Raw genomic sequence first — 22538 nt, forward strand, 5'->3', positions numbered from 1 at the left:
CACTTTAATATCCTGCCTGTTATGGTGTTTCCAGCGTGAACGTCCCCAGCTTGCCGGCACGCAGCTCGTGCAGCAGTGTCCGGGAAGCCTTCTCCAGATCGACACGGCCTCCGCTGATCAGACAGCCGCGCTTGCGTCCGACCGCTTCCATAACGGCCACAATTTCATCCGGATTGTCCAGATCCTCAGGAAGCTTCTCAATACCGAAGCGTTCCTGGAAGCGTGAACCGTAATCCTTGATCAGATATTTTACCGCGTAGTAAGCAATGTCCTCAACGTTAAGAACCTCTTCCTTAATCGCTCCGGTGATCGCAAGACGGTAACCCACTTCCTGGTCCTCAAACTTGGGCCACAGAATTCCTGGTGTATCAAGCAGCTCCAGTGTGCCGTCCGTCTTGATCCACTGCTGGCCTTTGGTTACACCGGGACGGTCACCGGTAAGGGCAATATTGCGCCCAGCCATCTTGTTGATCAATGTGGATTTGCCGACATTCGGAATACCGACGATAAGCGCACGGTTCGCCCGCGGGTTCATGCCCTTGGCAATCTGCCGGTCAATCTTCTCCTTGAGCAGCAGCTTGACCTGTTCGGGAATTTCCTTTATGCCGGTTCCTGTGGAAGCATCCACCGGATGGGCAACATGACCCTCTGCCCGGAAATGCGCCAGCCATTTGCGTGTCGCTTCAGGATCAGCCAGATCGCTTTTGTTAAGAATAATCAGCCTTGGCTTATCCCGCAAAATATCGTCAATCATCGGATTGCGGCTGGAAAGCGGCAGACGGGAATCGAGCAGCTCTATCGCAACATCAATCAGCTTCAGCTTATCTTCAATTTGCCGTCTTGCCTTCGTCATATGACCGGGAAACCATTGAATGGCCATAGCCGTCACCTCCTCTGACTTTTGTCAGCATCATTTAGTGGTTAATAATCGAAATATCCTGAACCGGCCAGAATATCAGATCTGCACGGCCGACAATATCGCCAAGCGGCACGTAGCCGATCATCCGGCTGTCTGTACTGTCTGAACGGTTATCTCCCATTACAAACACATGACCCTCAGGTACAGTACCGTCCGGAACATCTTCATTCGGGAAGTCCTTGTTATTATAAAGGGCGTTATTGGCATGTCTGGCGTCAATGGCCTCCTGAATATACGTTTCGTCCACAGGTTCGCCGTTAACAGTAACAACATCCCCTTCAACCTTTACCGTATCTCCGGCTACCGCAATAACGCGTTTAATAAAATCTCTGCCTTCGGAAGGCACATGGAACACAATAACCTCACCGCGCTGCGGAGAACGGATGTCGTATAAAATTTCATTCACAATGACCCGCTCACCTGTATGGAAATTCGGCTGCATCGAAGGCCCGTCCACAATAAACGGCTTGAACAACAGCCATCTTATCAGAACCACCAGAACCAGTGCAATCGCTATCGCCTTGATCCATTCCAGCACTTCATTTTTTTGCTTCTGGGGTGGCTGCCCGCCCGGGTCCACCGTTTCTCCTTGTCCCTGCTGTAAATCCTGCTGCATAGTTCACCGTCCTCTCTTTATGCTACTCTCACCATACCTCCAATATACAACAAAAAAACTTCTGCCAAAAACGCCTCCACGAATACTCCTTCAGGAGGCCTTTTCGGAAGAAGCTGATCCTAAGGCATTTATGTTCAAGTCTGGCTTTGTATACAAGGGCCGGAGATGCCTGCAAGAATAAAGAAAAGGGCTTGAAATCAAGCCCCTTTCTTTGCCGCTGATTCTAGCGACGGATTTCTTTAATTCTTGCAGCTTTACCGCGAAGTTCACGCAGATAGTACAGTTTCGCACGGCGAACTTTACCACGACGAGCCACTTCAATTTTCTCGATCTTAGGCGAGTTGATTGGGAAAGTTCTTTCCACACCAACACCGTAAGAGATTTTACGAACTGTAAAAGTCTCACTGATTCCACCGCCGCGACGTTTGATTACAACGCCTTCGAACAACTGGATCCGTTCACGAGTTCCTTCGATAACTTTTACGTGCACCTTCAAAGTATCACCTGGACGAAAACTAGGGATATCTTTACGAAGTTGCTCTTGTGTAATAGCTTGTAGGATATTCATTTAGGACTTCCTCCTTCCGTACAGGTGTTCATGCCTCTTCCGGAGAGACCCAGGCTCTCCCTCATTATCCGCAGCGGACCACCGTATTCCACACAACAGAAATAATATTATCATAAAAGATAGGCTTGTGCAATAGTGAATTTTCAGGTTATAGCGGCATCATATCCCGCTTCTTCGCTTTCACCTTGCAGTCTTTGCATAGTCCGACCACACTTCCGTCATCCTGGGCATAAAAAATCAGCTTTCCGTTCTTTTTCCTGCATGAGGAACAGGGCTGTATGGCAGCACTCTGTTTGGCTTTGCGGTGTCTGTCCATGGATATAACATTGCTGGGAACGCCCTGCTTCGGGCTCTCCGGCTTGCTGCTGCGGCTCCGGGATCTGAAAGAAACAGCAACAATAACAAGCAATACCACAAAAACCGCTGCATATCCCATTTGCTCATCCGCTCCCTTAACCTTTACTGACTGCGTGGTTGGCAATCTTCCTGCCGGCTGGCTCCGCTGCACTTGACAGTTCATCTTTTAGCTATTTTACCATAAAAAAAGTTCGAATTACAGTTGGTCTGGCTGCCCCCGACTTTAGTCCAGTGAGCAACCCGTCTGCGGCCCGTTCTTCAATTATTTACCATAATATATACTTATGACTATACATAAGCAAATCAGAGATTACACTAGGAGGGTTACCATTGAGAAAAAAACATAACACAGCTATTATCGCTGCCGTTACCGTATTCTCGCTTGTTCTGCTTGCCGGCTGCCGTGAGCTTCCGGGCAAGGAAGCTGCTGACCAGCAGCTCGAAGAGAGCTTATCCGGCAGCAACAGCGCAGGTTTTCTTGAATCACTGAGTCTGGACGCCGGCGTGGCTGCAGAGGATCTTGGCAGGGAGATTGCCGAGGCGGCAGACGATGTGCATGACGCTGTTAAGGAAACGGCAGCAGAAGCAGCAGAACAGATTAATGAGAACAGCCTGAGGCAGGAGCTTACCACCTCGCTTACAGTCGGCGGGTCTACCAGACTTCAGCTGGACAATGCTGTGGGCAGGATTGAGCTGATCCCCGGAAAGGGCGACACCCTGACTGTATCTGCAACCCTCATCGCGCATAATCCGCTTACCCGTGACACAGACCGCAAAATTCTGGACAACGCCGAGGTTTCAATCGAAAATAAAAGCGGCAGGCTGACCGTCTCCGCTCATTCCAAAGACAATCCTGACAAGAGCCTCTGGACATGGGCACAAAAAGAGTACGGCCACTCCGATTTCAGCATCAATTATGTAATTGAGGTTCCTGAAACGGTCACCGCCTATGATATTGCCAATAACGTTGGTTCCATAGAAGCAACCGGACTTGAAGGCGGCTTTGATATCACCAGTGATGTCGGTACGATTACCCTTAAGGATGCGGTAATTACCGGCAAATCCAAAGTGCAATCCGAAACGGGAAGCATTGTACTGGACCTTGAGGGAATGGACAGCGGCAGCAGCCTTAAAGCCAGCAGCACAATCGGTGCCATCAAAGCCAGTCTCGCCGGCGGTTTGAACTGCACGGTTAAAGCTGACAGCGAGCTTGGAGCCATTAACGGAGTAACGGACGGCAGGCAGGATTACAACGGAGGCGGCCCCCTGCTCGCACTCTCTACGGAGATCGGAGCCATCTCTGTTCAGCAGTAGCCAGTATAATCGGTAACCTATACATTCAGCCGTTATGTATTAAAAAAGCGGACTATCCCGGATATACCGGGAAGTCCGCTTTTTTGATGTCAGATCAGTGCAATAGCCAGCAGTGTGAACAGGCTCAGGGTCAAAATCTCGCTGCCATAGCCGTAATATCCGCCGTAAAAGCCGCCAGGATAAAAAGCCGATGTTTTCATCCGCCCGTTACCCTTTGTTTTCAGATACACATTGTTCTGGTCAACATCGACGATAATTCCTTCATGCTTCTTTCCGTCTGTTGTCAAGATACGCACTCTTTTGTTTTTGCAGTGCAGACAGTTGTAATAAGCTTCCACCAGAGTATCCCTCCTCCTTCGTTTGCTGTATTTTATGAGGGACGTGATATTGCGGCAACGGCAGGGGTACAGGTATACGGTAGAAGGCATCTTTTTTTTGAAAATCGCACTACAAAGTGAATTTATTGTGAAATAAAGAACTTGTGAACAAAGTGTGTCCTTTTCTGCAGAAAAGGTTTATAATGATTACAAATAGTAAAACGCTTACGGACTTGTACATCTACTATTATAACGACTTTGAGGAGGCAGAAATCATGAGCACAGCAAGCAGAAAATTTATGAATGAAGGGGTCCTCCGGATCGCCATCTTCATCATGTTCGCGTCCCTCACTTATAGCGTGCGCAATTACACCTGGGCAATTGTTGCCCTGCTGGCTGTAGGGACCTATTCGCTGGTTACCGGCATTGTTCAGCTGAGACGCAGCCGGCATACGATAGAGTAGCCGGACATTTTCACAACACCAAAAACCGCTTTCGCAGGACTCAGCACCCTGCAGAAGCGGTTTTTCTGTGTATACTCCGGAAAGGGTTTTCATTTAAGAAAAATTTTCTTTTTCTGCAAAAATATTATTTGAAATTATTGTTTAAATTTTATAGATTTTCGGATTGGGCTGTGCTATACTCTTGTCACAAGGAAAGGAGGTGCGTTCACATCTATCATGATATGCTGAACGTATCCCTTACCCGGACCAACGGCTGATCAGCTTAGCCTTGGTGGCGCGGGATACGGATCACAGTTTTACAAAGCGCCTCGGGTAGAGAGACCGTCTTCGGACGGTCTTTTTTATGTTTTTCGTGGTAATCCCTACAATCAGAACAAAAAAACTTTAAAGCTGCACCCGCCGGGTACGTCTTTAAAGTTTTTTTGATAAACCCCGTCCTGCCTTATTCAACCTGTCACCAGGTTATTCAAATGGAGAATTTCGATTTACGGTTTGTGTAAAACTCAATAATATCGTTAACGGTGCGGAGCGGCTCCGCTTCCTTGTGGACAGTGTCCACGTCAGGCTTGAGTGGTTCATGCGTATTCGTAGTCACTAGTGTTCATTCCTTTCGATAGTTAAACTGCTTCTGTAAGAGTGGTGTACTGCGGCACCTCTATTCATTACCCTAAAATAAGGATGATAACGCACATTTGCTCGCATTTCATTGTGAAGCTTCTGTGTCTGCTCTCGCAGGTCTGCATCTGATCCGCTGAGATTTATATACCCGTCTGGACATAACAAAAAACGCCTCCTCAACGTAATATACGTTAAACAGACGTTAAAAATGACTACTTTTACAAAAATATGCTCAAGCCTTTCCTTGCCGCTGCTGCCTCAGTACCTCCAGCGTCTTCTTGTCCTTCGCCGTAAGCTCAGCCGTCTCCAGCAGATCGGGTCTGCGCTCCAGCGTGCGCTGCAGAGCCTGCTCCCGCCGCCACAGCTCAATATTGGCATGATGGCCGCTCAGCAGCATATCCGGCACCTTCCAGCCGCGGAATTCGGCAGGGCGTGTATAATGCGGATACTCCAGCAGCCCGGTGCTGAACGAATCCGTTATAGCCGAGGTCTCATTGCCGAGCGCTCCCGGCTGCAGCCGTACCACAGAGTCAATAACCGTCAGCGCAGGTAATTCTCCCCCTGTCAGCACATAATCCCCGATGGACAGCTCATCAGTAACCAGATGTTCTCTGATCCGTTCATCATAGCCCTCGTAATGGCCGCAGATAAAGATCAGATGCTGCTCCTTGGCCAGCTCCTCGGCGATTTGCTGGTTGTACGTCTTCCCTTGCGGGCACATGAGAATAATCCGCGGCTTAACCGGCGCAGAAGTAACCGCAGCCGCCTCAGCCAGTTCTTCGACAGTCTGAATTGCCTCTGATGTAGCGCCAGCTTCTTGGGCCCGTACAGAGTCTGCTGTAACCGGAGGAATACCCACCACATGCTCAACCGCTGCAAAGATGGGGTCCGGCTTCAGCACCATCCCTCCGCCTCCGCCGTATGGCGTATCATCCACCGTATTATGCTTGTTGCCCGAGAAGTCACGGAAATTGATCGCATTCAGGGAAACGATGCCTTTGTCGCGTGCCTTGCCCAGAATGCTTGTGCTGAATACGCCCTCACACATTTCCGGGAAAAGCGTCAGCACATCAATCCGCATCATGGCAGCAGCCCTTCCATCAGATGCACAGTAATCTTCTTGGCGGCAATATCCACATCCAGCACCACATCATTAATAACCGGAATCAGGATATCCTGCCCCTTGGCAGGCTTCACTACCCAGACATCGTTCGCGCCGGGCTGCAGAATATCTGTAATCGTCCCCAGCAGCTTATCCGCATCCTGATCGGTATAGACCTCGCAGCCGACGATCTGATGGAAGTAATATTCATTCTCCGGAAGCTCGACCAGATCATCGCCGGGAACCTTCAGCAGACTTCCTTTATACTTCTCGATCTGATTGATGTTGGTGTAGCCCTTGAGCTTGGCAATATACATGCCCTTGTGTTCTCTGGCCGATTCCACAATAACCTCGAATTTCGGGCTGCCGTCCGCCGGAATAACCAGCATTTTTGAGCCAGGGGCAAACCGCACTTCCGGAAAGTCGGTATGCGACAAAATTTTGATCTCTCCGCGGATGCCGTGTGTGTTAACCAGCCTGCCTACGGTTAATTCTTCTGCCATTCTATCCACTCCTTTAAAGGTCACTTCTCTATATTTGAACAAAAAGGAGCCGGGATATACTATCCCTAGCCCCTCCTTGTGCGTATCAGTTATGATAAAATATCCACGGTTACGCGTTTATCGCTCTTGACTGCTGCTGATGTAACGACTGTGCGGAGCGCTTTGGCGATCCTGCCCTGCTTGCCGATGACCTTGCCGACATCATCAGGATGTACGGAGAGCTCATATACAATCAGGTGATCCTTCTCCACAGTCCGCACCGTTACATCTTCCGGATGATCCACTAAAGCCTTAGCAATTACTCCAACTAATTCTTCCATAGAGGACCCTCGCAATCAGTCATTATTTCTGTTGCTTCAGCTCATGGAACTTCTTCAGCACACCAGCTTTGGAAAGCAGGTTGCGAACGGTATCAGATGCTTGTGCACCTGTCTGAAGCCATTTAAGAGCTTTTTCCTCATCGATCTTAACTACTGCCGGTTGTTCAACCGGGTTATAGTAACCGATTTCCTCGATGAAACGACCGTCACGAGGGGACCGGGAATCGGAAACCACTACACGGTAGAAAGGCGCTTTATGTGCACCCATTCTCTTCAAACGAATACGTACTGCCACGAAATTCACCTCCTTAAAAGAATATCAAAAATATGGGAAGAGTTTAGTGATAAACATCTTTTTCGATCCCTCCCAAACCCTCCCTTCCAAGGGAGGGCCCCAAGGGCCTTGCCCTCTGGACACCCGCTTAAGTGCAACTGGCGTGGGCGTTCAGACTGGCGGAATCTTGGGATGATGGAGCGGGCATCGCTTTTCGTCCCTGACGGGACCCGCTTGACTACGGCGTTACCGGGCGACGGGTTTAACACAAACTACTGCTTAAAAGATTAAGGTCAAAAGATTAAGATCAAAAGATTAAGAGCGAAAAACGTCTTGATCATCTGATGTTGTACTATGTCTGATCTGGTAAGATCAAGCACAAAAGATTAAGATCAAAAACTTCAGATCAACGGAAAGGGAACTTCATCCCGGCTTTGCCGCCAAGACTCTTGAGCTGCTTCATGGCGTTTTTCTTGCCGCCCTTGCCGCTCATTCCGCCCATCATGCCGGAGAACTGCTTCATCATCTTGCGCATTTCATCGAACTGCTTGATGAGGCGGTTGACCTCGGCCACGTTCGTTCCGCTGCCGGCGGCAATCCGCTTGCGGCGGTTGTGGTTGATGATCTCAGGCTGGGCTTTCTCGGCTTTGGTCATGGAATGAACAATCGCCTCGACGCGGCCCATCTGCTTGTCGTCTACCTTCAGGTCCTTCATGCCCTTGGCCTTGTTCATGCCAGGCAGCATGTCGAGAATCTGGTCGATCGGGCCAAGCTTCTTGACCTGGTCCATCTGTTCCAGGAAGTCATCGAACGTAAATTCCGCATTGCGCATCTTACGTTCCATTTCCTTCGCTTTCTCGGTGTCGATGTTGGCCTGAGCCTTCTCGATCAGGGAGAGCATATCGCCCATACCCAGGATACGTGACGCCATACGCTCCGGATGGAACGGCTCCAGCGCGTCGATCTTCTCGCCGAGAGCGGCGAACTTGATCGGGCAGCCGGTTACAGCCTTGACGGACAGCGCGGCACCACCACGGGTGTCGCCGTCAAGCTTGGTCAGCACAACGCCGGTAAGCTCAAGCTGCTTGTTGAAGCTCTCAGCTACGTTTACGGCATCCTGACCAGTCATAGCATCGACTACGAGCAGTACTTCATCAGGATTCACAGTACTGTGGATCTGCTTCAGCTCATCCATCAGCGCTTCATCAATATGCAGGCGGCCTGCGGTATCGATGATGACATAATCCAGATTATTATCCTTCGCATGCTGGATAGCCTGTCTGGCAATCTCTACCGGACTGACCTGGTCACCGAGTGCGAATACCGGAACTTTAATCTGCTCACCCAGAATCTGCAGCTGCTTGATCGCTGCCGGGCGGTAAATATCGCCTGCTACGAGCAGCGGGCGGTGATTGCCCTTCTGCAGGAGCTTGGCCAGCTTGCCTGAGGTGGTCGTCTTACCGGCCCCCTGCAGACCCGCCATCATAATCACGGTCGGCGGCTTGTTAGCCTTGGCCAGCTTAGACTGGCTTCCGCCCATCAGTTCGGTCAGTTCCTTGTTAACGATGTCGATGATTACCATGCCGGGAGTAAAGCTGTCCATTACTTCCTTGCCAACGGACTTCTCCTTCACCTTGGACACGAAGTCCTTGACTACTTTGAAGTTAACATCGGCTTCCAGAAGCGCCAGACGTACTTCGCGCATGGCTTCGTTTACGTCATCTTCGGATACCTTCCCTTTGCCGCGCAGCTTGCTGAACACATTCTGCAATCTTCCGGTTAAACCTTCAAATGCCATATGCGGCTTGCTCCCTTCATGCTACTCTAACCTCTGCAAACGATCCACAAGCTCCGTGAACCGCTGTTTATATTGCTCAGGCAGCATCCCATTATCAGGCAGTCTGCGCAGTTCTTCTAAATACCGGTTGCGGTCGTCATGCTTGGCCAGCAGGCCAAGCTTCTCTTCATAATTCTCCAGCACCTGCTCGGCACGCTTGATATGCTCATACACGGCCTGGCGGCTGATCTCAAATTCCGCAGCAATCTCTCCCAGGGAGAAATCATCGTGGAAATAATATTTCAGAAACGTTTGCTGTTTATCAGTAAGCAGCCGTTCATAGAATGCGAATAACAGGTTGATCCGGTTCGTCTTCTCGAGCCTATTCTCCTGACTCATTAAGGGCACTCCCTTCGTCAAGGAAAAACACTTTACAGCTTCACAACGTCCCTTATGATACCGAAAACAAAGAAAGATGTCAAGCTTTTTTGCTTGTCATCTTTTTTTGTATGCAAAATGCAGGATCTCCCTGTTATTTTCCGGCTCTTTAACGGATTGGCAGCAGATAAATCAGTACGGCGAAGAAGTGTGTCACACTGCCGGCCAGCACGAAAACATGCCAGACTGCATGGTGAAACGGGAACCCTCTCCATACATAAAAGATCGTGCCCAGCGTGTACAGGATACCGCCAGTCATCAGCAGCGCCATACCGCCGCCGGCAACAGCCGCAGACAGCGGGTTCCAGGCGATGACGATCAGCCAGCCCATGGCAATGTAGAAGATCGTCGACATGAACAGGAATTTTTTGACGAAGAAAGCCTTGAACGCTACACCGAACAGCGCTACTCCCCAGACGATCCCGAACAGGCTCCAGCCCAGCGGCCCGCGGATCGCGACGAGCAGGAACGGCGTATAGGTGCCGGCGATAAACAGATAAATGGAGGAATGATCGAAGAATTCAAACAGGTCCTTCGCCTTGCCCTCCCGCAGACTATGCACCAGTGTAGAGTTGAGATACAGCAGCAGCATCGTTGTCCCGTAGATCGAGAAGCTGACAACATGCCAGGCCGTTCCCTTCAAACTGGCAAAAACAACAAGCAGAACAAGTGCAGCAACACTCAGTACCGTTCCGATACCGTGTGTAATGGCATTTGCGACCTCTTCCCTGCGGCTGTAGGTATACGTATTAGCCATAACAAAATCCTTCCGTGTGCGGTTTCCTTCTATTATACCGTTAACCCGGAGCTCATTCCAGCCTATCTGCGCACAGACAGGCCGGAGTACGGTTACAGCTTATAGAGCTCCGTATATTTCGCTTCCAGATAATCGGCCAGATAATCGGGATTCAGCGGCTCACCGGTAACCTGTTCAATAATCTGCGCCGGAGTCAGGCTCTTGCCGAAGCGGTAGATTTTGTCCGTCAGCCATTCTTTAATCGGAATAAGATTGCCTTCAGCAATCAGACTGTCGAATTCAGGCAGCTCTTTGCGGAGGGTATTCAGGATTTGGGCAGCATACATATTCCCCAGCGAGTAGGAGGCAAAATAACCGAAATCACCGCCGGACCAGTGAACATCCTGCAATACACCCAGCGCATCTGAAGGCGGAGTAATGCCCAGATATTCCTGATATTTGGCATTCCAGGTCTTAGGCAGATCCTTGACTTCCAGCCCTTCATTAAAGATCAGCTTCTCGATCTCATAGCGGATGATAATATGCAGGTTATAGGTCAGCTCGTCCGCTTCAATCCGGATAAAGGAATTAGCTACACTGTTGATCGCCCGGTAGAACTGCTCCACTTCAACCTCTGTGAGCTGTTCCGGGAAATGCTGCTGCAGATCGCCATAGTAACGCTGCCAGAAGGCTCGGCTGCGGCCGATCATATTCTCCCACAGTCTTGACTGGGATTCATGGATGCCCATGGAGGTTCCGCCGGACAGCGGTGTACCCACCAGTTCCTTGCTGATATTCTGCTCATAGAGGGCATGCCCGCCTTCGTGCAGTGAGCTGAAAATCGCACTCGTCACATTATCCAGCAGGTAATTGGTTGTAATGCGCACATCCCCCGGATTGAGCCCGGTAGCGAACGGATGCACACTCTCGTCCAGACGTCCTGCATCAAAGTCATAGCCCATCTGCTCCAGAACGAACAGGCCGAACTTTTCCTGCTGCTCCTTGGCATAGATTTGGCTCAGAAATTCCGTGTCCGGCTTATTTGGAGAAGCGCTGATTGCCTCCACCAGCGGAACAAGACGGCTGCGCAGGCGGTCGAACAGCTCGTCCACTTTGGCAACGGTCAGATCCGGCTCATACATGTCGAGGAGCGTATCATACCGGGTATCCTTTACACCCCAATAGTCGATAAACTCCTGCTTGAAAGCAACAATTTTGCTTAAAAACGGTTCAAAGGAGGCAAAATTATCATTCGCCTTCGCCTCTTCCCAGATGCTCTGGGAATGGGCAGCCAGCGCGGCATATTCTTCGAATTTTTTGGACGGAATGCTCTTGCTGCGCTCGTACTCCTTGCGGCAGTCCTTGACGATTTTGTTCTGGACATCGCTCAGCTGTGAAGCTACCTCCGGCGTGCCGAAAAAGGCTGTAAATTCGCCCATCTCCTCAGACGTCTCCAGCCGGAACAGCTCACCCGTGAGCAGCCCGATCGTTCCGGAGCGGACCTCTATCCCTTTACGGGGTGCACCTGTCTGCAAATCCCAGTGAAGAAGTCCGATGGCTTCATTATAGCTGCTGATTTTAGATAATAATTCCTGAAAAGCTTCCCATTTGTCTTTAACTGCCTGTTCCATTTCCATCCACCTGCTTTCTCTGTTTTCCTTATTCTTCTTGATGATACTTTTTTGGCTGGGGATAAGCAACTTTGCCTGTCACATGCGAAAATGAAGCGCTGCCGGCAGCTGCCATCACATCAGGTTATTGACGTCCGTGTTTTATTATCCTTATAATCATTTCAGAGCTTTCAGCTTCAAATTTGAAATAGTTCATTTATTACCAAACCGTGAATAGACCTTACGTACATACGTAAAGCCTACAGTACACAATATTATTATTAGGAGGAAGCATGGTCATGACACACGTATCGGAGATTTTGAATTTTAACAAGAAATTTGTGGAGGAAAAAGAATACGAAGCCTATCTGACCAGCCGCTTTCCGGATAAAAAAATGCTTGTCATCACTTGTATGGATACGCGTCTGGTAGAGCTTTTGCCGAAAGCGATGAATTTCAAAAACGGTGATGTCAAAATCATTAAAAACGCCGGCGCCGTCATCTCCCAGCCCTTCGGTTCGGTTATGCGAAGCGTTATGGTCGCTCTGTATGAGCTGGATGCTGAAGAGGTTATTGTAGTTGGACACTATGAGTGCGGTATGGCTTCCCTGAACGCGGACAAAATGATTAACTCCATCAAAGAACGCGGCGTATCCGATGAAGTCCTGTCGACGCTTGAGAATTCGGGAATCAAGCTGACCAAATGGCTGCGCGGGTTTGACAATGTGAAGGACGGGGTAATTCAGACTGTGGAGCTTATTAAGCGCCATCCCTTACTCCCCCCAAACGTACCTATTCACGGCATGATCATCGATCCGGCTACCGGAGCGCTTGAGCTTGTCTCGGACGGGTATGCGGAGAACAAGGCAACTCTCTGAAAATGTTTTTGGCGTGGACGTGATGTCCACGCACTTTTTTTTGTCCAAATAGCGGCCAAAAAATAATCCAAAAGATTTTTAATTAAAATTGAAACCTCCTTGGGCATACTGCGTATTACCGGGCAGAACCACAAAATTTTGAGACAACCTTAGGAGGGTACTCGTACTAAATGAAATCCATGAAACGCGTAATGATGATTGTAATGGCCTTTACCCTGTTCTTTGCTGTAACCGCTCCCGATTTTGCGGATGCGAGACGCGGAGGAGGTTTTAAATCCGGCAGCCGCGGCTTTACCACGACTCCGAAGAAATCAACTACTGATAATGTTAGAAAAAGTGATAGCACTACTGGTACTACAGCCGGAACTGCGGGTACTGCCGGTACTGCAAAACGCGGATTTTTCAGCGGCGGCTCACTGATGAAGGGTATGATGATCGGCGGATTGGCCGGATTCCTGTTCGGAAGCATGTTTGCAGGAATGGGCGCTTTCGGCAACATCCTAGGTTTCCTTGTTAATATGCTTGCCATCTATCTTGTTGTGGTGCTTGTAATGTCCTTCTTCCGCCGCAGAAGAGAAAGACGCAGACTTGAAGAAAGAGACGGCCGCTACTAATGTCAACAACTGTTCTCAGTATGGATGAAATTATTAACGCCATCTGCCTTCATATGGCTGAGCGTAAGGGCGTCCGGGTTCAGGAGGTCCAGGTTGAGCTTAGCTGGGAGGAAGACACCGGCTATACCGCAGAGGTCTGGATCCAGGGCCGCAGCCAGTATCTGGTCGAATCCAACATGATTGAAGCGATTCTCCGCTATCTGCACAGCGAGTACGGTATCCGGGCTTACCGCGAGGATGTACGGCTGGATCTGGATGAGGAAATTACCGCAATTGTGAATACCTGAAGCAGAATGTATACAAGAGACAGCCCACCAGCTGTCTCTTTTTTTGATGCCTATACAATGGATTGGCTATCCATGGAAATATTGTTTCAATGTGCCCCGTCCCCCTGTCACCTCTACCTCGGCATAAGCACCGTTAACCAGCGTCATCTGAGGCGGAACATGACCGAAATCCAGATCATAAAGAACCGGCAGCTGCAGCTCCTCTGCCAGATCCCGGTACACTTCCTCTGTGGTATACCCGTACAGCGGCTGATTGCCCTCGCTCCGCCCGAACAGAATCCCCGAGCAATTGTCAAACCAGCCGGCATATTTCATATGTACAAGAGATCTGCGGAGATCCGCCGTATTCAGCTCACAGTTTTCGAGATACCACAGAATCGGCTCCCCCTGGATAAAATGCCGGCTGAAGTGCTGCACATTGCCATACGGCGTTCCGATGATATGCCGGATAATGTCAATACAGCCGCCGAGCAGACGGCCCTTTAGTGAAACATCCTGGCCCGATACGCTCTTCCATATGGTTGGAGTGTTCAGGTTAAACAGGTATGGCGACGGGCTGTCCGCTGCTGCTCCTGCTCCCTGATGCTTTTGTGAGGATTGCTGTGCAATGCTGCAGCCGGGCGGGGTTGAGAGCACCTTTTGCCACATGACGCTCGTCTCATCGGTTTTCTCTCCGCGCAAATCCCCGAGACTCGGGCCGTGTGCGGTAGCTATGCCCGTGCGCAAGGTGATTGCAAGCAGGAGCAGGCTAATGTCGGAGAATCCCAGCACCCATTTGGGTCTAAGCTGGTCAAAATCAATAAACTCCAGCATCTCAATCAGCAGCTCGCCGCCCCATGGCGGAATAATCAGACCGATCGATTCGTCCAGCATCATCCCGTTGAACTCCATCCCCCGCTCCCTGCCCGGAGCAGATCTTGCTTTGTCATGCTTATACACCGTCTGTCCGAGACTCACCTGGTAGCCTCTTTCCTTCATCCGCCCCACAGCCTCGTCAAAGAGCTCCCGGTGCTGCTCGTCCGCGCCAAACGATGAAGCAGTTACACCTATAACCGCTCCCGGTTTAAGCATTGGATATGTAATCATTCCGATTCCTCCCTTGATTGGCAAGCCCTATATCTGTAAACCGGCCTGGAAAATGGTACACTAAGCCTATGTTTACGGTTCCTTCCAGTTTATCACCTTACCGCCTCACCCTAAAAGCAGAATAATTCTGCTTACGGGGAGTACACTGGCCGAGCCGCACCAACCAGAGTAGCTCTTCATAACATTAAAAGACATGACCGGTTATCCTGCAACGCTGCAGCAACGCGGATCATGCCTTTTTTTCATACCAAAACCATCACTCAGATCAATGAGATAGCAAGCAGCTCGAACAGTACCAGCGGCAGAATGACATTGTTGTTAACAGGACCCGGATAAGGCGGATAAGGATAACCCGGCCCAGGGTACGGCTTGTAATAAGGGTTATAGAATCCGCGCGGCGTGTCCATCGTGACTGTGACCATCAGGTACATATTTTTGCTGTCCATTCCGGCAATGGTGCCTTCATGCGTCATTCCGTCGAGAGTCTGAACCTTCACCTTATGATTTAAATAGGGTTTACAGGAATGATGCAGGGACTCGCGAACCCCATGTAAATGCTGCACAACCGCCGGATCTGCCTGATAGATTACTGTAGCCGTCTGGCCGGCATTATATGTCGACATAGCATCCTACCTCCGTTATTGGATTTGCTCCATTCTATGCAGATGCCTATATGATGGTGTCTTTGGAGAATCCGTCCCGTTGTCCAGCGCACAGCCGTATCCGGATATTGACTGCTTCCGCCCACGCCAAAAAACCGCACATCGGCAGCAGGCCAGGTACGGTTTTACGAGCTTTAAATACTATGCATAGCAGACCCAGCCGCAGCTTAAAAAGCCACTCCAATCCCGCCTTCACCGGCATACGTCCCCATAACCGGGCCCATGCTGGAGAATACCACCTCTTTGAAGGGGTGTTTTTCGAGAATACGTGCTTTGATCTCCAGCGCCAGCTTCTCACAGTTACTGTGAACAATGGCAATCGCCGCTTTCTCGTAATCATACTGCTTCTCGTCGAGCTTGCTTAACAGCAGATTCAGCGCTTTAGGTAAACCGCGTGTCTTCTCTACAACCTCAACTCTGCCCTCATCGCTGATCTTCAGCAACAGCTTGATGTTGAGTACAGACGCTACTGCGCCAGACAAACGGTTCAAGCGTCCGCCTTTTATAACGTTTTCTAAAGTATCCAGCGTGAAATAGGCTGTAGTTTCTTCAACTTGCTTAAGTACGCTTTCCTTCAGTTCGGCCAGGCTGCTGGTGAGTGACAGACGCGCCGCCGTTGCCACAAGAAGTGACAGCCCTCCGGAAAATCTTTTGGTATCTATAACTTCGATCGCGTTCGGATGTCCTTCTTCCTCATACATCTCCTTGGCAATCGTGGCTGTCTGATAAGTGCTGCTGATGTTGGAGGACATACAGAGAACCATGATATCCGTGCCCGGCTCCACCTCCTTGAATGCTTCGAGAAAACTTTGCGGGCTTGGGCTGGCCGTTGTCGGCAGCTCCTTGGACTCACGCATCATTTCATAAAAGGCTTTGGTCTCCGTGTGTTTAGGCATCAGATCATGCCCGAAATGAACCGGCAGATGAACAATAGTCACATTATACTTCTCAACATACTCAAGGGGCAGATCGGAACCGCTGTCCGTAATTATCTTGATGGCCATCAGGGTGCTCTCCTTTCAAATTCTATATCATTATAGACAGGAGACCGGATTATCAATAGTACATTTTATAACTTGTCAAAATTGAGCTTTTGTGCTTATGCATTACATTTTGGAATGATTCCCTTTATTACCCTGAATAGTGACAATAATATATAGCGGTTTGCGGTCGTCCGGTGCTTTCTAACCTTTTCCTGATGTGATATGGTGTATAAATCAGCTAAAAAGGGAGTGTAGCAAGTGAGCAAGAACAGAGTATGGAACCGGGGCAAGCATAACGGCGGAGGCCTTCAAAAACGGCAGCATCCGGAAGCAGTCGCGGCAAGATCAGAGACACCTGACGGAAATGTCCAGGAGCCGGTTAATCCGCGGATTGACGCTGTTAAGCCGATGAACCGCAGCAACTGGGTCAGCCGCCCGGCACGGGTGGCTCCGAAGGATAAAGGACAGACGGAACAATAATATATGTTACAGGAACGGGGCAGCCTGCTTGAATATAGCTAATTTGCCAACAGATAAACATGATTTCAAGAGTATTGAACGGCTGTCCGGCCTGGAGGAATCCCAGGTGATACCGCTGATCCCTGAGCTTTTGGAATGGGTGCAGGATATGAACTGGCCTGTAGCAGCTGCTGTTGCTGATCTGCTTCAAAAGTATAAGGTTCATACTGTCCCTCATATTGAGGCAGTGTTCTTACTGCGGAACGATTCCATCTGGATATACAATATCCTGGCTTATTTAATGAATGAGTGGGACAGCGGATTAGTATCAGTCTTATCGTCATCTATACAAAAACTGGCACAGGCGTCGGACGTTTATGAAGATACTGACTTGCTGGCTGTTGAGATGCTCTGGAAACATCGTTTGATTACAAAAACTGCTGCCGCCGTCCTGCTGGAGACAAAGCTGAGCGATACGGAGGGATTGTTGAACCGTTTCACAGCTGAACAAAGGAATTTATATCAGACAATGGAAAATGAGCGGCTGCACATTCTTGGCACCGATCCTGCACAAATGATGAACCATCTCCTCAATTACAATAATGAAATCTATGGGCAGAAATGGGAGCTGGAAAATTTGCTCCGCCGTCACGAAGAAATAGCAGCAACGATAAACAGAATGATGGAATAGACTTATCCGACTTCAAGTTCCAACGATCTAGTTGGATTTTCGCCACTTAGTTTCTGTATTTCTCGTCCTCCACAACGATTAGTTGGAAAATCACCACTAGACATGCATACAAACTTACATGAGAGCTAAATTAAACCAAAAGTAATAATTTTACAGTTAGTTTTATAGACTCAATGAAAAAAGAACAGTGGCGTCTTAAAACGTAGGGTTAGTTACCAATTAATGGTATATCATGTTTGTTATCTGAGAATTATCTTTACCGTCGCTCGTTTCTCTTTCGTTTGTTCTGGAGTTTCTGCGGGCTTAGGGATCTTTTGCCGACCTTTAGAACGACGAGTCGGTTCACGATTCAGCGCTTCAATAAATACATCCCAGTCTTTCATGGCGTAATACCTCATCTTTCGCAGCATGCTCCATACACTTAGGGTGGACTGCACTTCTAAATGGATGAGCTGACAAAGTAGCGCCGTAATGATTCCGATGTAACATTGGACCCACACTGCGTGGGGGTGGTGATTATGGAACGTTACGGTGGCCAGATGCTGCTTGATCCATTTAAAAAACAGCTCAATTTGCCAGCGACAGCGATAAATTTCACCAACGTCTTCGGCTGAAAGATCCTGACGATTTGTGATGACCTCGTAGATTTTTCCATGCTTATCTTGGAATTGTACAAGGCGAACGCAAAACGTTTGGCCCGATTTTTTATCCAGAATCTCAACGTCAGCGTCCCGAGTAATATTGCTGCTACCCGAAATGGGATGTTCGGTCAGCACGGTGTACTTTGTTTTTGCACGGATCCGGGCTACAAAAAGCACCGTCCCTTCCGACCATTCTCTGAAGTTTCCGTAATGCACATAGCCACGGTCGAAAATGTAGGTGAATTCTCCAGGCACAACCAGATATTTGACCGCTTGTTGATCCGACACACCGATAGTGGAAAGGACAATCTCATCCGGAAAATGACACCCTGCTTCCAGCGAAAGCAGCCGCGTATGGATTTTGACACCCTTGGTCTTATTTTGATAAAACGCCCAATCGCCGAGTATTTTGGGTAGCGAAAGGCTCGTTGAATCGACGGGTGCTAACTTTCCAAGATGCTTGATGCCCTTGGCTTCCGCTTTTCGCAATTTTAATTCCTGAACAAGATCGGTAAACAACCACTCGAGATAAGCAAGAGGGATGGTGCCGAGCTTGCGGTTCAAGGTCGATTCGTGAATGGTCGTGAGTCCGGTAATGTCCTGAAGCTCTGCATTCGTTTCCAAATGGAGCACAATGTCGGAAAGAGTCCGCCTCTGCTGCAACTGAGCTTCTACAAAAAGGGTAATCGCGGCCCCAACGGTAAGTTTTTTCGAATAATGATCTGCGAATGGACAACGAAAAGAATGTAACATTAAATGCTGTAAGTACTTGCGTAAAACTGAATTTTGCGATATGTTACCCATGGATTAGCTCCTTTTGTGGAGAGATGTGGGTAACCTGCCTACTCTCTCTACATTAGGGCTTTTTTCATTTTTCACCAGAGTAAACTCATCTTTTTTATCCATAATTAGCTAACTATTTCAAAAAAATTTATGTTAGGTTTGCCGCATGTCTAGTGGAAAATCACCACCTATTTCGGGCTATTTACCGGCTTGAAGGCAATTTCGGCGGAATTAAGCGGCCTTTTTCCAACTAGATTTTCGATAGCGGGGTTTAGCGGGGAATTAGATGGCGTTTTTACACTTAGAGAGGTTTATTGTGGCCTTGTATTCGGGATAGCCGTAGCTTTTCGCCATAGTTCGCATTATTCAGACATGTACATGACCTCTCGGCAAAAAAAGATGACTCCGCAATACCGGAATCATCTTTTTTTCGTTGTTCCTATACGTTAAAGAGCCATTCCTGCTCCTCAGATGCGTTACAGGCTTACGCTTCTCATCTCCTGCTCCGGATAACGCGTTCCGGCTGCACTGCCTTTGGGTGCTGCCTCATTAATACGCTCCAGGTCGCCGTCACTTAGACGGATCGACAATGCACCGGCGTTCTCTTCCAGGTACTTTGTCCGTTTGGTGCCGGGGATCGGCACGATGTCATCGCCCTGGGCGAGCAGCCAGGCCAAAGCCAGCTGTGACGGCTGAACCTCCTGTTCAGCCGCAATTTCCTTAATCCGCTCAACTAGCTTAAGGTTCTTGTTGAAGTTCCCGCCCTGAAAGCGCGGGGAATTGCGGCGGTAATCATCCTCAGCTAAATCCTCAAACGTGCGGATCTGCCCGGTAAGAAAGCCTCTGCCAAGCGGGCTGTACGGCACAAAGCCGATACCGAGCTCACGGCAGACCGGCAGGATCTCATCCTCCACATCCCGGCTCCAAAGTGAATATTCCGTCTGGAGCGCTGTAATCGGATGTACCTGGTGTGCACGCTGAATGGTAGCCGCTCCGGCTTCCGACAAGCCGAGAAAACGGACTTTTCCCGCCTGAACCAGATCAGCCATCGCGCCTACAGTCTCCTCAATAGGCGTATTCGGGTCTACCCGGTGCTGGTAGTACAGGTCGATATGATCGACGCCCAGCCGCCGCAGGCTGGCATCACAGGCAGACTTCACATATTCCGGCCGGCCGTTGATGCCAAGCATCCTTCCGTCACTGCTGCGCACATTGCCGAACTTGGTGGCGATAATGACATCGTTACGGCGGCCTTTGACCACCTGTCCTACCAGCTCCTCATTCCGCCCGACGCCATACATATCCGCCGTATCCAAAAAATTAATGCCCAAATCAAAAGCACGGTAAATCGTCCGTACCGACTCCTGATCATCCCGTCCGCTGTAGAAATCAGACATTCCCATGCAGCCGAGTCCAAGCGCCGATACCTCCAGGCCTTCACGTCCCAGTGTTCTGATATTCATTATCCTCTCCGCCTCTCCTGAGCATAATTGTACAAACGGCTTTTCCGATAATCAGATTACTCCGCTCACCGGTAAAAAGCAAAAAAAGGATGAGCGGCTGCACGGCCGTCCATCCTTCTCCTATTACTCTTTCAGCCTATGCTGGTTGATTGGCCTTACAAATCCCTGCCCTCATAGCGGAAATACGAGAAATCCGCATAGCTGCCGGCGAACTGGTTCATGTCGTGAGCGGCGATGCCGACAAAGTTGCCGGTGAAGCCGCCGGACAGAAAGCCGAGCTCTTGCGGCTCGTACAGTGCCGTCCATTCCTCCGTACCACTGATACGGTAATAGAATTGTCCCGCAGCCCCTTCAACGGACACAGCCAGCTGTACCGGCGACTGCCCGTCTAAAGCAATAGCCGCAGGCTCATAGCTGAAGCTGTCGGCTTCGCATTTCATCAGTCGCAGCACTCTGCCCTGGCCCTGCTCATGTGAGATATACGCATAAAGATAATTGTCCTCATTCAGATACAGCAGCAGGCCGGCCATCTGCAAATAGCTCTGCGGCTGATATTCCAGCGCCGTTTCCGCGCGGAAGCTTATATCACTCTGGCGTACTGCCAGAATATGATGGCTGAACAGGCTCTGAACAGATTCACCGGCAGTAAGCCGGAGATAACCGGGTCTTGCTGTGAATGAACACCAGCTGTCGTCCGCCAGAATCCGCAAGGTGTTCCATGTCTTCTTCAGCTGCGGGCCGTCGAAGCGGTCCTCGAACACTGTACTGCGTCCAGTCCCGCTTACAGTCACGCCCTCTGGAGCAGGAAGCGTAAGCTGCGGCTCATTGCCGCCGGCGCTAAGGCGCAGCCAGCCCGCTTCATCCCAGTACACCTGCTGCAGCGCTGTCTCTCGGCCCAGTATGGCGTACTTGCCATCCACCGGACGGGTGCAAAGATGGGCCATATACCACTCACCGCCCGGCGTCTGCACCAGGCTGCCGTGTCCGGCACACTGTAAGGGCAGATCCGGATTGTTACGGGAGGTGAGCATCGGGTTGAGCGGGTCTACCTCATAAGGACCGGCCAGCTCCCGCGAGCGGGCTACAGTAACGGCATGGCCCGAGCCTGTTCCGCCTTCGGCAGTGATCAGGTAATAATAGCCGTTCTGCTTGTAGATATGCGGCGCTTCCGTCTTCTTCAGCGGCGTACAGTCAAACAGCTTGGCCGGCTCGCCGATCAGCCGCTGCGCAGCGGCATCATACTCTTGAATCACAATACCGCTGGATTTGTTGCCCTCCAGAATGCGGTAGTCCCACAAGGCATTGAGCAGCCATTTCCGGCCGTCGCTGTCATGGAACAGGGAAGGATCGAAGCCGCTGCTGTTCAGATAGACCGGCTCTGACCAAGGGCCTTCGATGGATGGCGCCGTCATCAGGTAATTGTGGCAGTCCTTGAACGGGCGTTTGGTGCTTTTGACATCCGTATACAGCAGGTAGAACAGATTATCATGATAACTCAGCTGCGGCGCCCAGATGCTGCAGTTCTTGGGATTACCGCGCAGATCGACCTGCGAGGTAAGAATATCGGTGCAGTGCTCCCAGTCCGCGAGATTAGCAGATGAATAGATCCGCACCCCCGGCAGCCATTCAAACGACGAAACAGCAATATAATAAGTATCCCCTACACGCAAAATACACGGGTCCGGATTAAATCCCGGCAGTACCGGATTACGGATGATTGCAGTCATAGCTTGTTCCACCTTCCAATGATCTTCTACAACGATATATAAGTAGTGCGCTAACCAGACTAAGTGGATTTTCGCCATCTATTTTTTCATCAAACAACGATTAAAGGGAATTAGGTGTAAAAAAGCTATTTATTTCTGCCGAAGGTGCCCCTAGGGTGAGATTTAGTCCAAATTAGATGGCGAATTTCCAACTAAATACCTCAAATCCAGCTTAATCGGCTGATTAAATGGCGAAAATCCAACTAGTTGCCGGAGCAGCACTTGGCAGTCACTCAGCAGTCACTCAGCAGTCACCCCAGTAGCCATTTGGTACCCGCTCAGGCTACCAATT

At 49.8% G+C, this 22538-nt stretch carries 27 protein-coding genes; 7 read left to right on the top strand and 20 right to left on the bottom strand.

The window, feature by feature from the left end; genetic code table 11:
• Window positions 1–19: 19 nt before the first annotated feature.
• The 4 genes from ylqF to AC4G46_RS19675 all read right to left on the bottom strand — a co-directional run bounded on the left by ylqF (window position 20) and on the right by AC4G46_RS19675 (window position 2623).
• Entirely contained in the window at window positions 20–880 is an 861-nt protein-coding gene (gene ylqF / locus AC4G46_RS19660) for a ribosome biogenesis GTPase YlqF (protein WP_491124195.1), read from the bottom strand.
• 34 nt (window positions 881–914) lie between these two features.
• Entirely contained in the window at window positions 915–1535 is a 621-nt protein-coding gene (gene lepB / locus AC4G46_RS19665; RefSeq protein ID WP_491124196.1) for a signal peptidase I, read from the bottom strand.
• A 223-nt stretch (window positions 1536–1758) separates the two neighbouring features.
• Window positions 1759–2103: a 50S ribosomal protein L19 gene (gene rplS / locus AC4G46_RS19670; protein ID WP_042128973.1), complete on the bottom strand. Its 345-nt coding sequence runs from the start codon at window positions 2101–2103 to the stop codon at window positions 1759–1761.
• Between the two features lie 148 nt (window positions 2104–2251).
• Window positions 2252–2623, bottom strand: a complete 372-nt coding sequence (locus AC4G46_RS19675; protein WP_491124197.1) for a hypothetical protein — start codon at window positions 2621–2623, stop codon at window positions 2252–2254.
• 167 nt (window positions 2624–2790) lie between these two features.
• On the opposite strand from AC4G46_RS19675, the gene AC4G46_RS19680 reads away from it, so the two are divergent.
• Window positions 2791–3774, top strand: coding sequence for a DUF4097 family beta strand repeat-containing protein (locus AC4G46_RS19680; protein ID WP_491124198.1), 984 nt, complete (start codon window positions 2791–2793; stop codon window positions 3772–3774).
• Window positions 3775–3863: 89 nt separating this feature from the next.
• On the opposite strand, the gene AC4G46_RS19685 is transcribed toward AC4G46_RS19680, so the two are convergent.
• Window positions 3864–4112 (bottom strand): hypothetical protein, encoded by a 249-nt coding sequence (locus AC4G46_RS19685; protein ID WP_491124199.1) that lies wholly within the window; start codon window positions 4110–4112, stop codon window positions 3864–3866.
• A 254-nt stretch (window positions 4113–4366) separates the two neighbouring features.
• Between AC4G46_RS19685 and AC4G46_RS19690 the strand changes: the two genes are divergently transcribed.
• The gene (locus tag AC4G46_RS19690; RefSeq protein WP_068725595.1) at window positions 4367–4555 is read left to right on the top strand and encodes a hypothetical protein; all 189 of its coding nucleotides are present in this window, start codon (window positions 4367–4369) and stop codon (window positions 4553–4555) included.
• Between the two features lie 466 nt (window positions 4556–5021).
• On the opposite strand, the gene AC4G46_RS19695 is transcribed toward AC4G46_RS19690, so the two are convergent.
• The 9 genes from AC4G46_RS19695 to AC4G46_RS19735 all read right to left on the bottom strand — a co-directional run bounded on the left by AC4G46_RS19695 (window position 5022) and on the right by AC4G46_RS19735 (window position 11954).
• The gene (locus tag AC4G46_RS19695; RefSeq protein WP_260509852.1) at window positions 5022–5150 is read right to left on the bottom strand and encodes a hypothetical protein; all 129 of its coding nucleotides are present in this window, start codon (window positions 5148–5150) and stop codon (window positions 5022–5024) included.
• Between the two features lie 255 nt (window positions 5151–5405).
• Window positions 5406–6254 (bottom strand): tRNA (guanosine(37)-N1)-methyltransferase TrmD, encoded by an 849-nt coding sequence (gene trmD / locus AC4G46_RS19700; RefSeq protein ID WP_491128935.1) that lies wholly within the window; start codon window positions 6252–6254, stop codon window positions 5406–5408.
• Complete coding sequence (gene rimM, locus AC4G46_RS19705; protein ID WP_491124200.1) at window positions 6254–6778, bottom strand: ribosome maturation factor RimM; 525 nt, start codon at window positions 6776–6778, stop codon at window positions 6254–6256. The genes trmD and rimM overlap by 1 nt, the downstream gene beginning before the upstream one ends.
• An 89-nt stretch (window positions 6779–6867) precedes the next feature.
• Entirely contained in the window at window positions 6868–7098 is a 231-nt protein-coding gene (locus AC4G46_RS19710; RefSeq protein ID WP_019910364.1) for a KH domain-containing protein, read from the bottom strand.
• A gap of 22 nt (window positions 7099–7120) precedes the next feature.
• Window positions 7121–7393, bottom strand: coding sequence for a 30S ribosomal protein S16 (gene rpsP, locus AC4G46_RS19715; RefSeq protein WP_068725592.1), 273 nt, complete (start codon window positions 7391–7393; stop codon window positions 7121–7123).
• Between the two features lie 385 nt (window positions 7394–7778).
• Entirely contained in the window at window positions 7779–9170 is a 1392-nt protein-coding gene (ffh, locus tag AC4G46_RS19720) for a signal recognition particle protein (RefSeq protein ID WP_491124201.1), read from the bottom strand.
• Window positions 9171–9191: 21 nt separating this feature from the next.
• Complete coding sequence (locus AC4G46_RS19725) at window positions 9192–9548, bottom strand: putative DNA-binding protein (protein ID WP_039874354.1); 357 nt, start codon at window positions 9546–9548, stop codon at window positions 9192–9194.
• 148 nt (window positions 9549–9696) lie between these two features.
• Entirely contained in the window at window positions 9697–10344 is a 648-nt protein-coding gene (trhA, locus tag AC4G46_RS19730; protein WP_068725587.1) for a PAQR family membrane homeostasis protein TrhA, read from the bottom strand.
• A gap of 92 nt (window positions 10345–10436) precedes the next feature.
• Window positions 10437–11954 (bottom strand): carboxypeptidase M32, encoded by a 1518-nt coding sequence (locus tag AC4G46_RS19735; RefSeq protein ID WP_491124202.1) that lies wholly within the window; start codon window positions 11952–11954, stop codon window positions 10437–10439.
• Window positions 11955–12232: 278 nt separating this feature from the next.
• Between AC4G46_RS19735 and AC4G46_RS19740 the strand changes: the two genes are divergently transcribed.
• From AC4G46_RS19740 to AC4G46_RS19750, 3 genes are all read left to right on the top strand, one after another.
• Window positions 12233–12811: a beta-class carbonic anhydrase gene (locus AC4G46_RS19740; protein WP_221797882.1), complete on the top strand. Its 579-nt coding sequence runs from the start codon at window positions 12233–12235 to the stop codon at window positions 12809–12811.
• A gap of 170 nt (window positions 12812–12981) precedes the next feature.
• Window positions 12982–13425 (top strand): hypothetical protein, encoded by a 444-nt coding sequence (locus AC4G46_RS19745; protein ID WP_446676289.1) that lies wholly within the window; start codon window positions 12982–12984, stop codon window positions 13423–13425.
• The gene (locus tag AC4G46_RS19750; protein WP_068725581.1) at window positions 13425–13712 is read left to right on the top strand and encodes a YxcD family protein; all 288 of its coding nucleotides are present in this window, start codon (window positions 13425–13427) and stop codon (window positions 13710–13712) included. Before AC4G46_RS19745 ends, AC4G46_RS19750 begins: the two co-directional genes overlap by 1 nt.
• A gap of 66 nt (window positions 13713–13778) precedes the next feature.
• Here AC4G46_RS19750 and AC4G46_RS19755 read toward each other — a convergent pair whose 3' ends face one another.
• The 3 genes from AC4G46_RS19755 to AC4G46_RS19765 form a co-directional block, all read right to left on the bottom strand.
• Window positions 13779–14798, bottom strand: coding sequence for a S66 family peptidase (locus AC4G46_RS19755; protein WP_491124203.1), 1020 nt, complete (start codon window positions 14796–14798; stop codon window positions 13779–13781).
• A gap of 260 nt (window positions 14799–15058) precedes the next feature.
• Window positions 15059–15421: a hypothetical protein gene (locus tag AC4G46_RS19760; RefSeq protein WP_491124204.1), complete on the bottom strand. Its 363-nt coding sequence runs from the start codon at window positions 15419–15421 to the stop codon at window positions 15059–15061.
• Window positions 15422–15627: 206 nt separating this feature from the next.
• Window positions 15628–16464 (bottom strand): DegV family protein, encoded by an 837-nt coding sequence (locus tag AC4G46_RS19765; protein WP_491124205.1) that lies wholly within the window; start codon window positions 16462–16464, stop codon window positions 15628–15630.
• Between the two features lie 237 nt (window positions 16465–16701).
• Here AC4G46_RS19765 and AC4G46_RS19770 point away from each other — a divergent pair, with 237 nt between their 5' ends.
• A complete protein-coding gene (locus tag AC4G46_RS19770; RefSeq protein ID WP_491124206.1) occupies window positions 16702–16923 on the top strand; it encodes a hypothetical protein in 222 nt (73 codons plus the stop codon).
• Window positions 16924–16951: 28 nt separating this feature from the next.
• Entirely contained in the window at window positions 16952–17593 is a 642-nt protein-coding gene (locus AC4G46_RS19775) for a DUF5071 domain-containing protein (RefSeq protein ID WP_491124207.1), read from the top strand.
• Between the two features lie 239 nt (window positions 17594–17832).
• On the opposite strand, the gene AC4G46_RS19780 is transcribed toward AC4G46_RS19775, so the two are convergent.
• The 3 genes from AC4G46_RS19780 to AC4G46_RS19790 form a co-directional block, all read right to left on the bottom strand.
• On the bottom strand, window positions 17833–19038 hold the full coding sequence (locus AC4G46_RS19780) for an IS4 family transposase (protein WP_491124208.1): 1206 nt from the start codon (window positions 19036–19038) through the stop codon (window positions 17833–17835).
• A 455-nt stretch (window positions 19039–19493) separates the two neighbouring features.
• Window positions 19494–20480, bottom strand: coding sequence for an aldo/keto reductase (locus AC4G46_RS19785; RefSeq protein ID WP_491124209.1), 987 nt, complete (start codon window positions 20478–20480; stop codon window positions 19494–19496).
• A gap of 155 nt (window positions 20481–20635) precedes the next feature.
• Window positions 20636–22207 (bottom strand): glycoside hydrolase family 43 protein, encoded by a 1572-nt coding sequence (locus AC4G46_RS19790; RefSeq protein WP_491124210.1) that lies wholly within the window; start codon window positions 22205–22207, stop codon window positions 20636–20638.
• Window positions 22208–22538: the final 331 nt, after the last annotated feature.

The organism is Paenibacillus sp. fava2, from assembly GCF_058313675.1.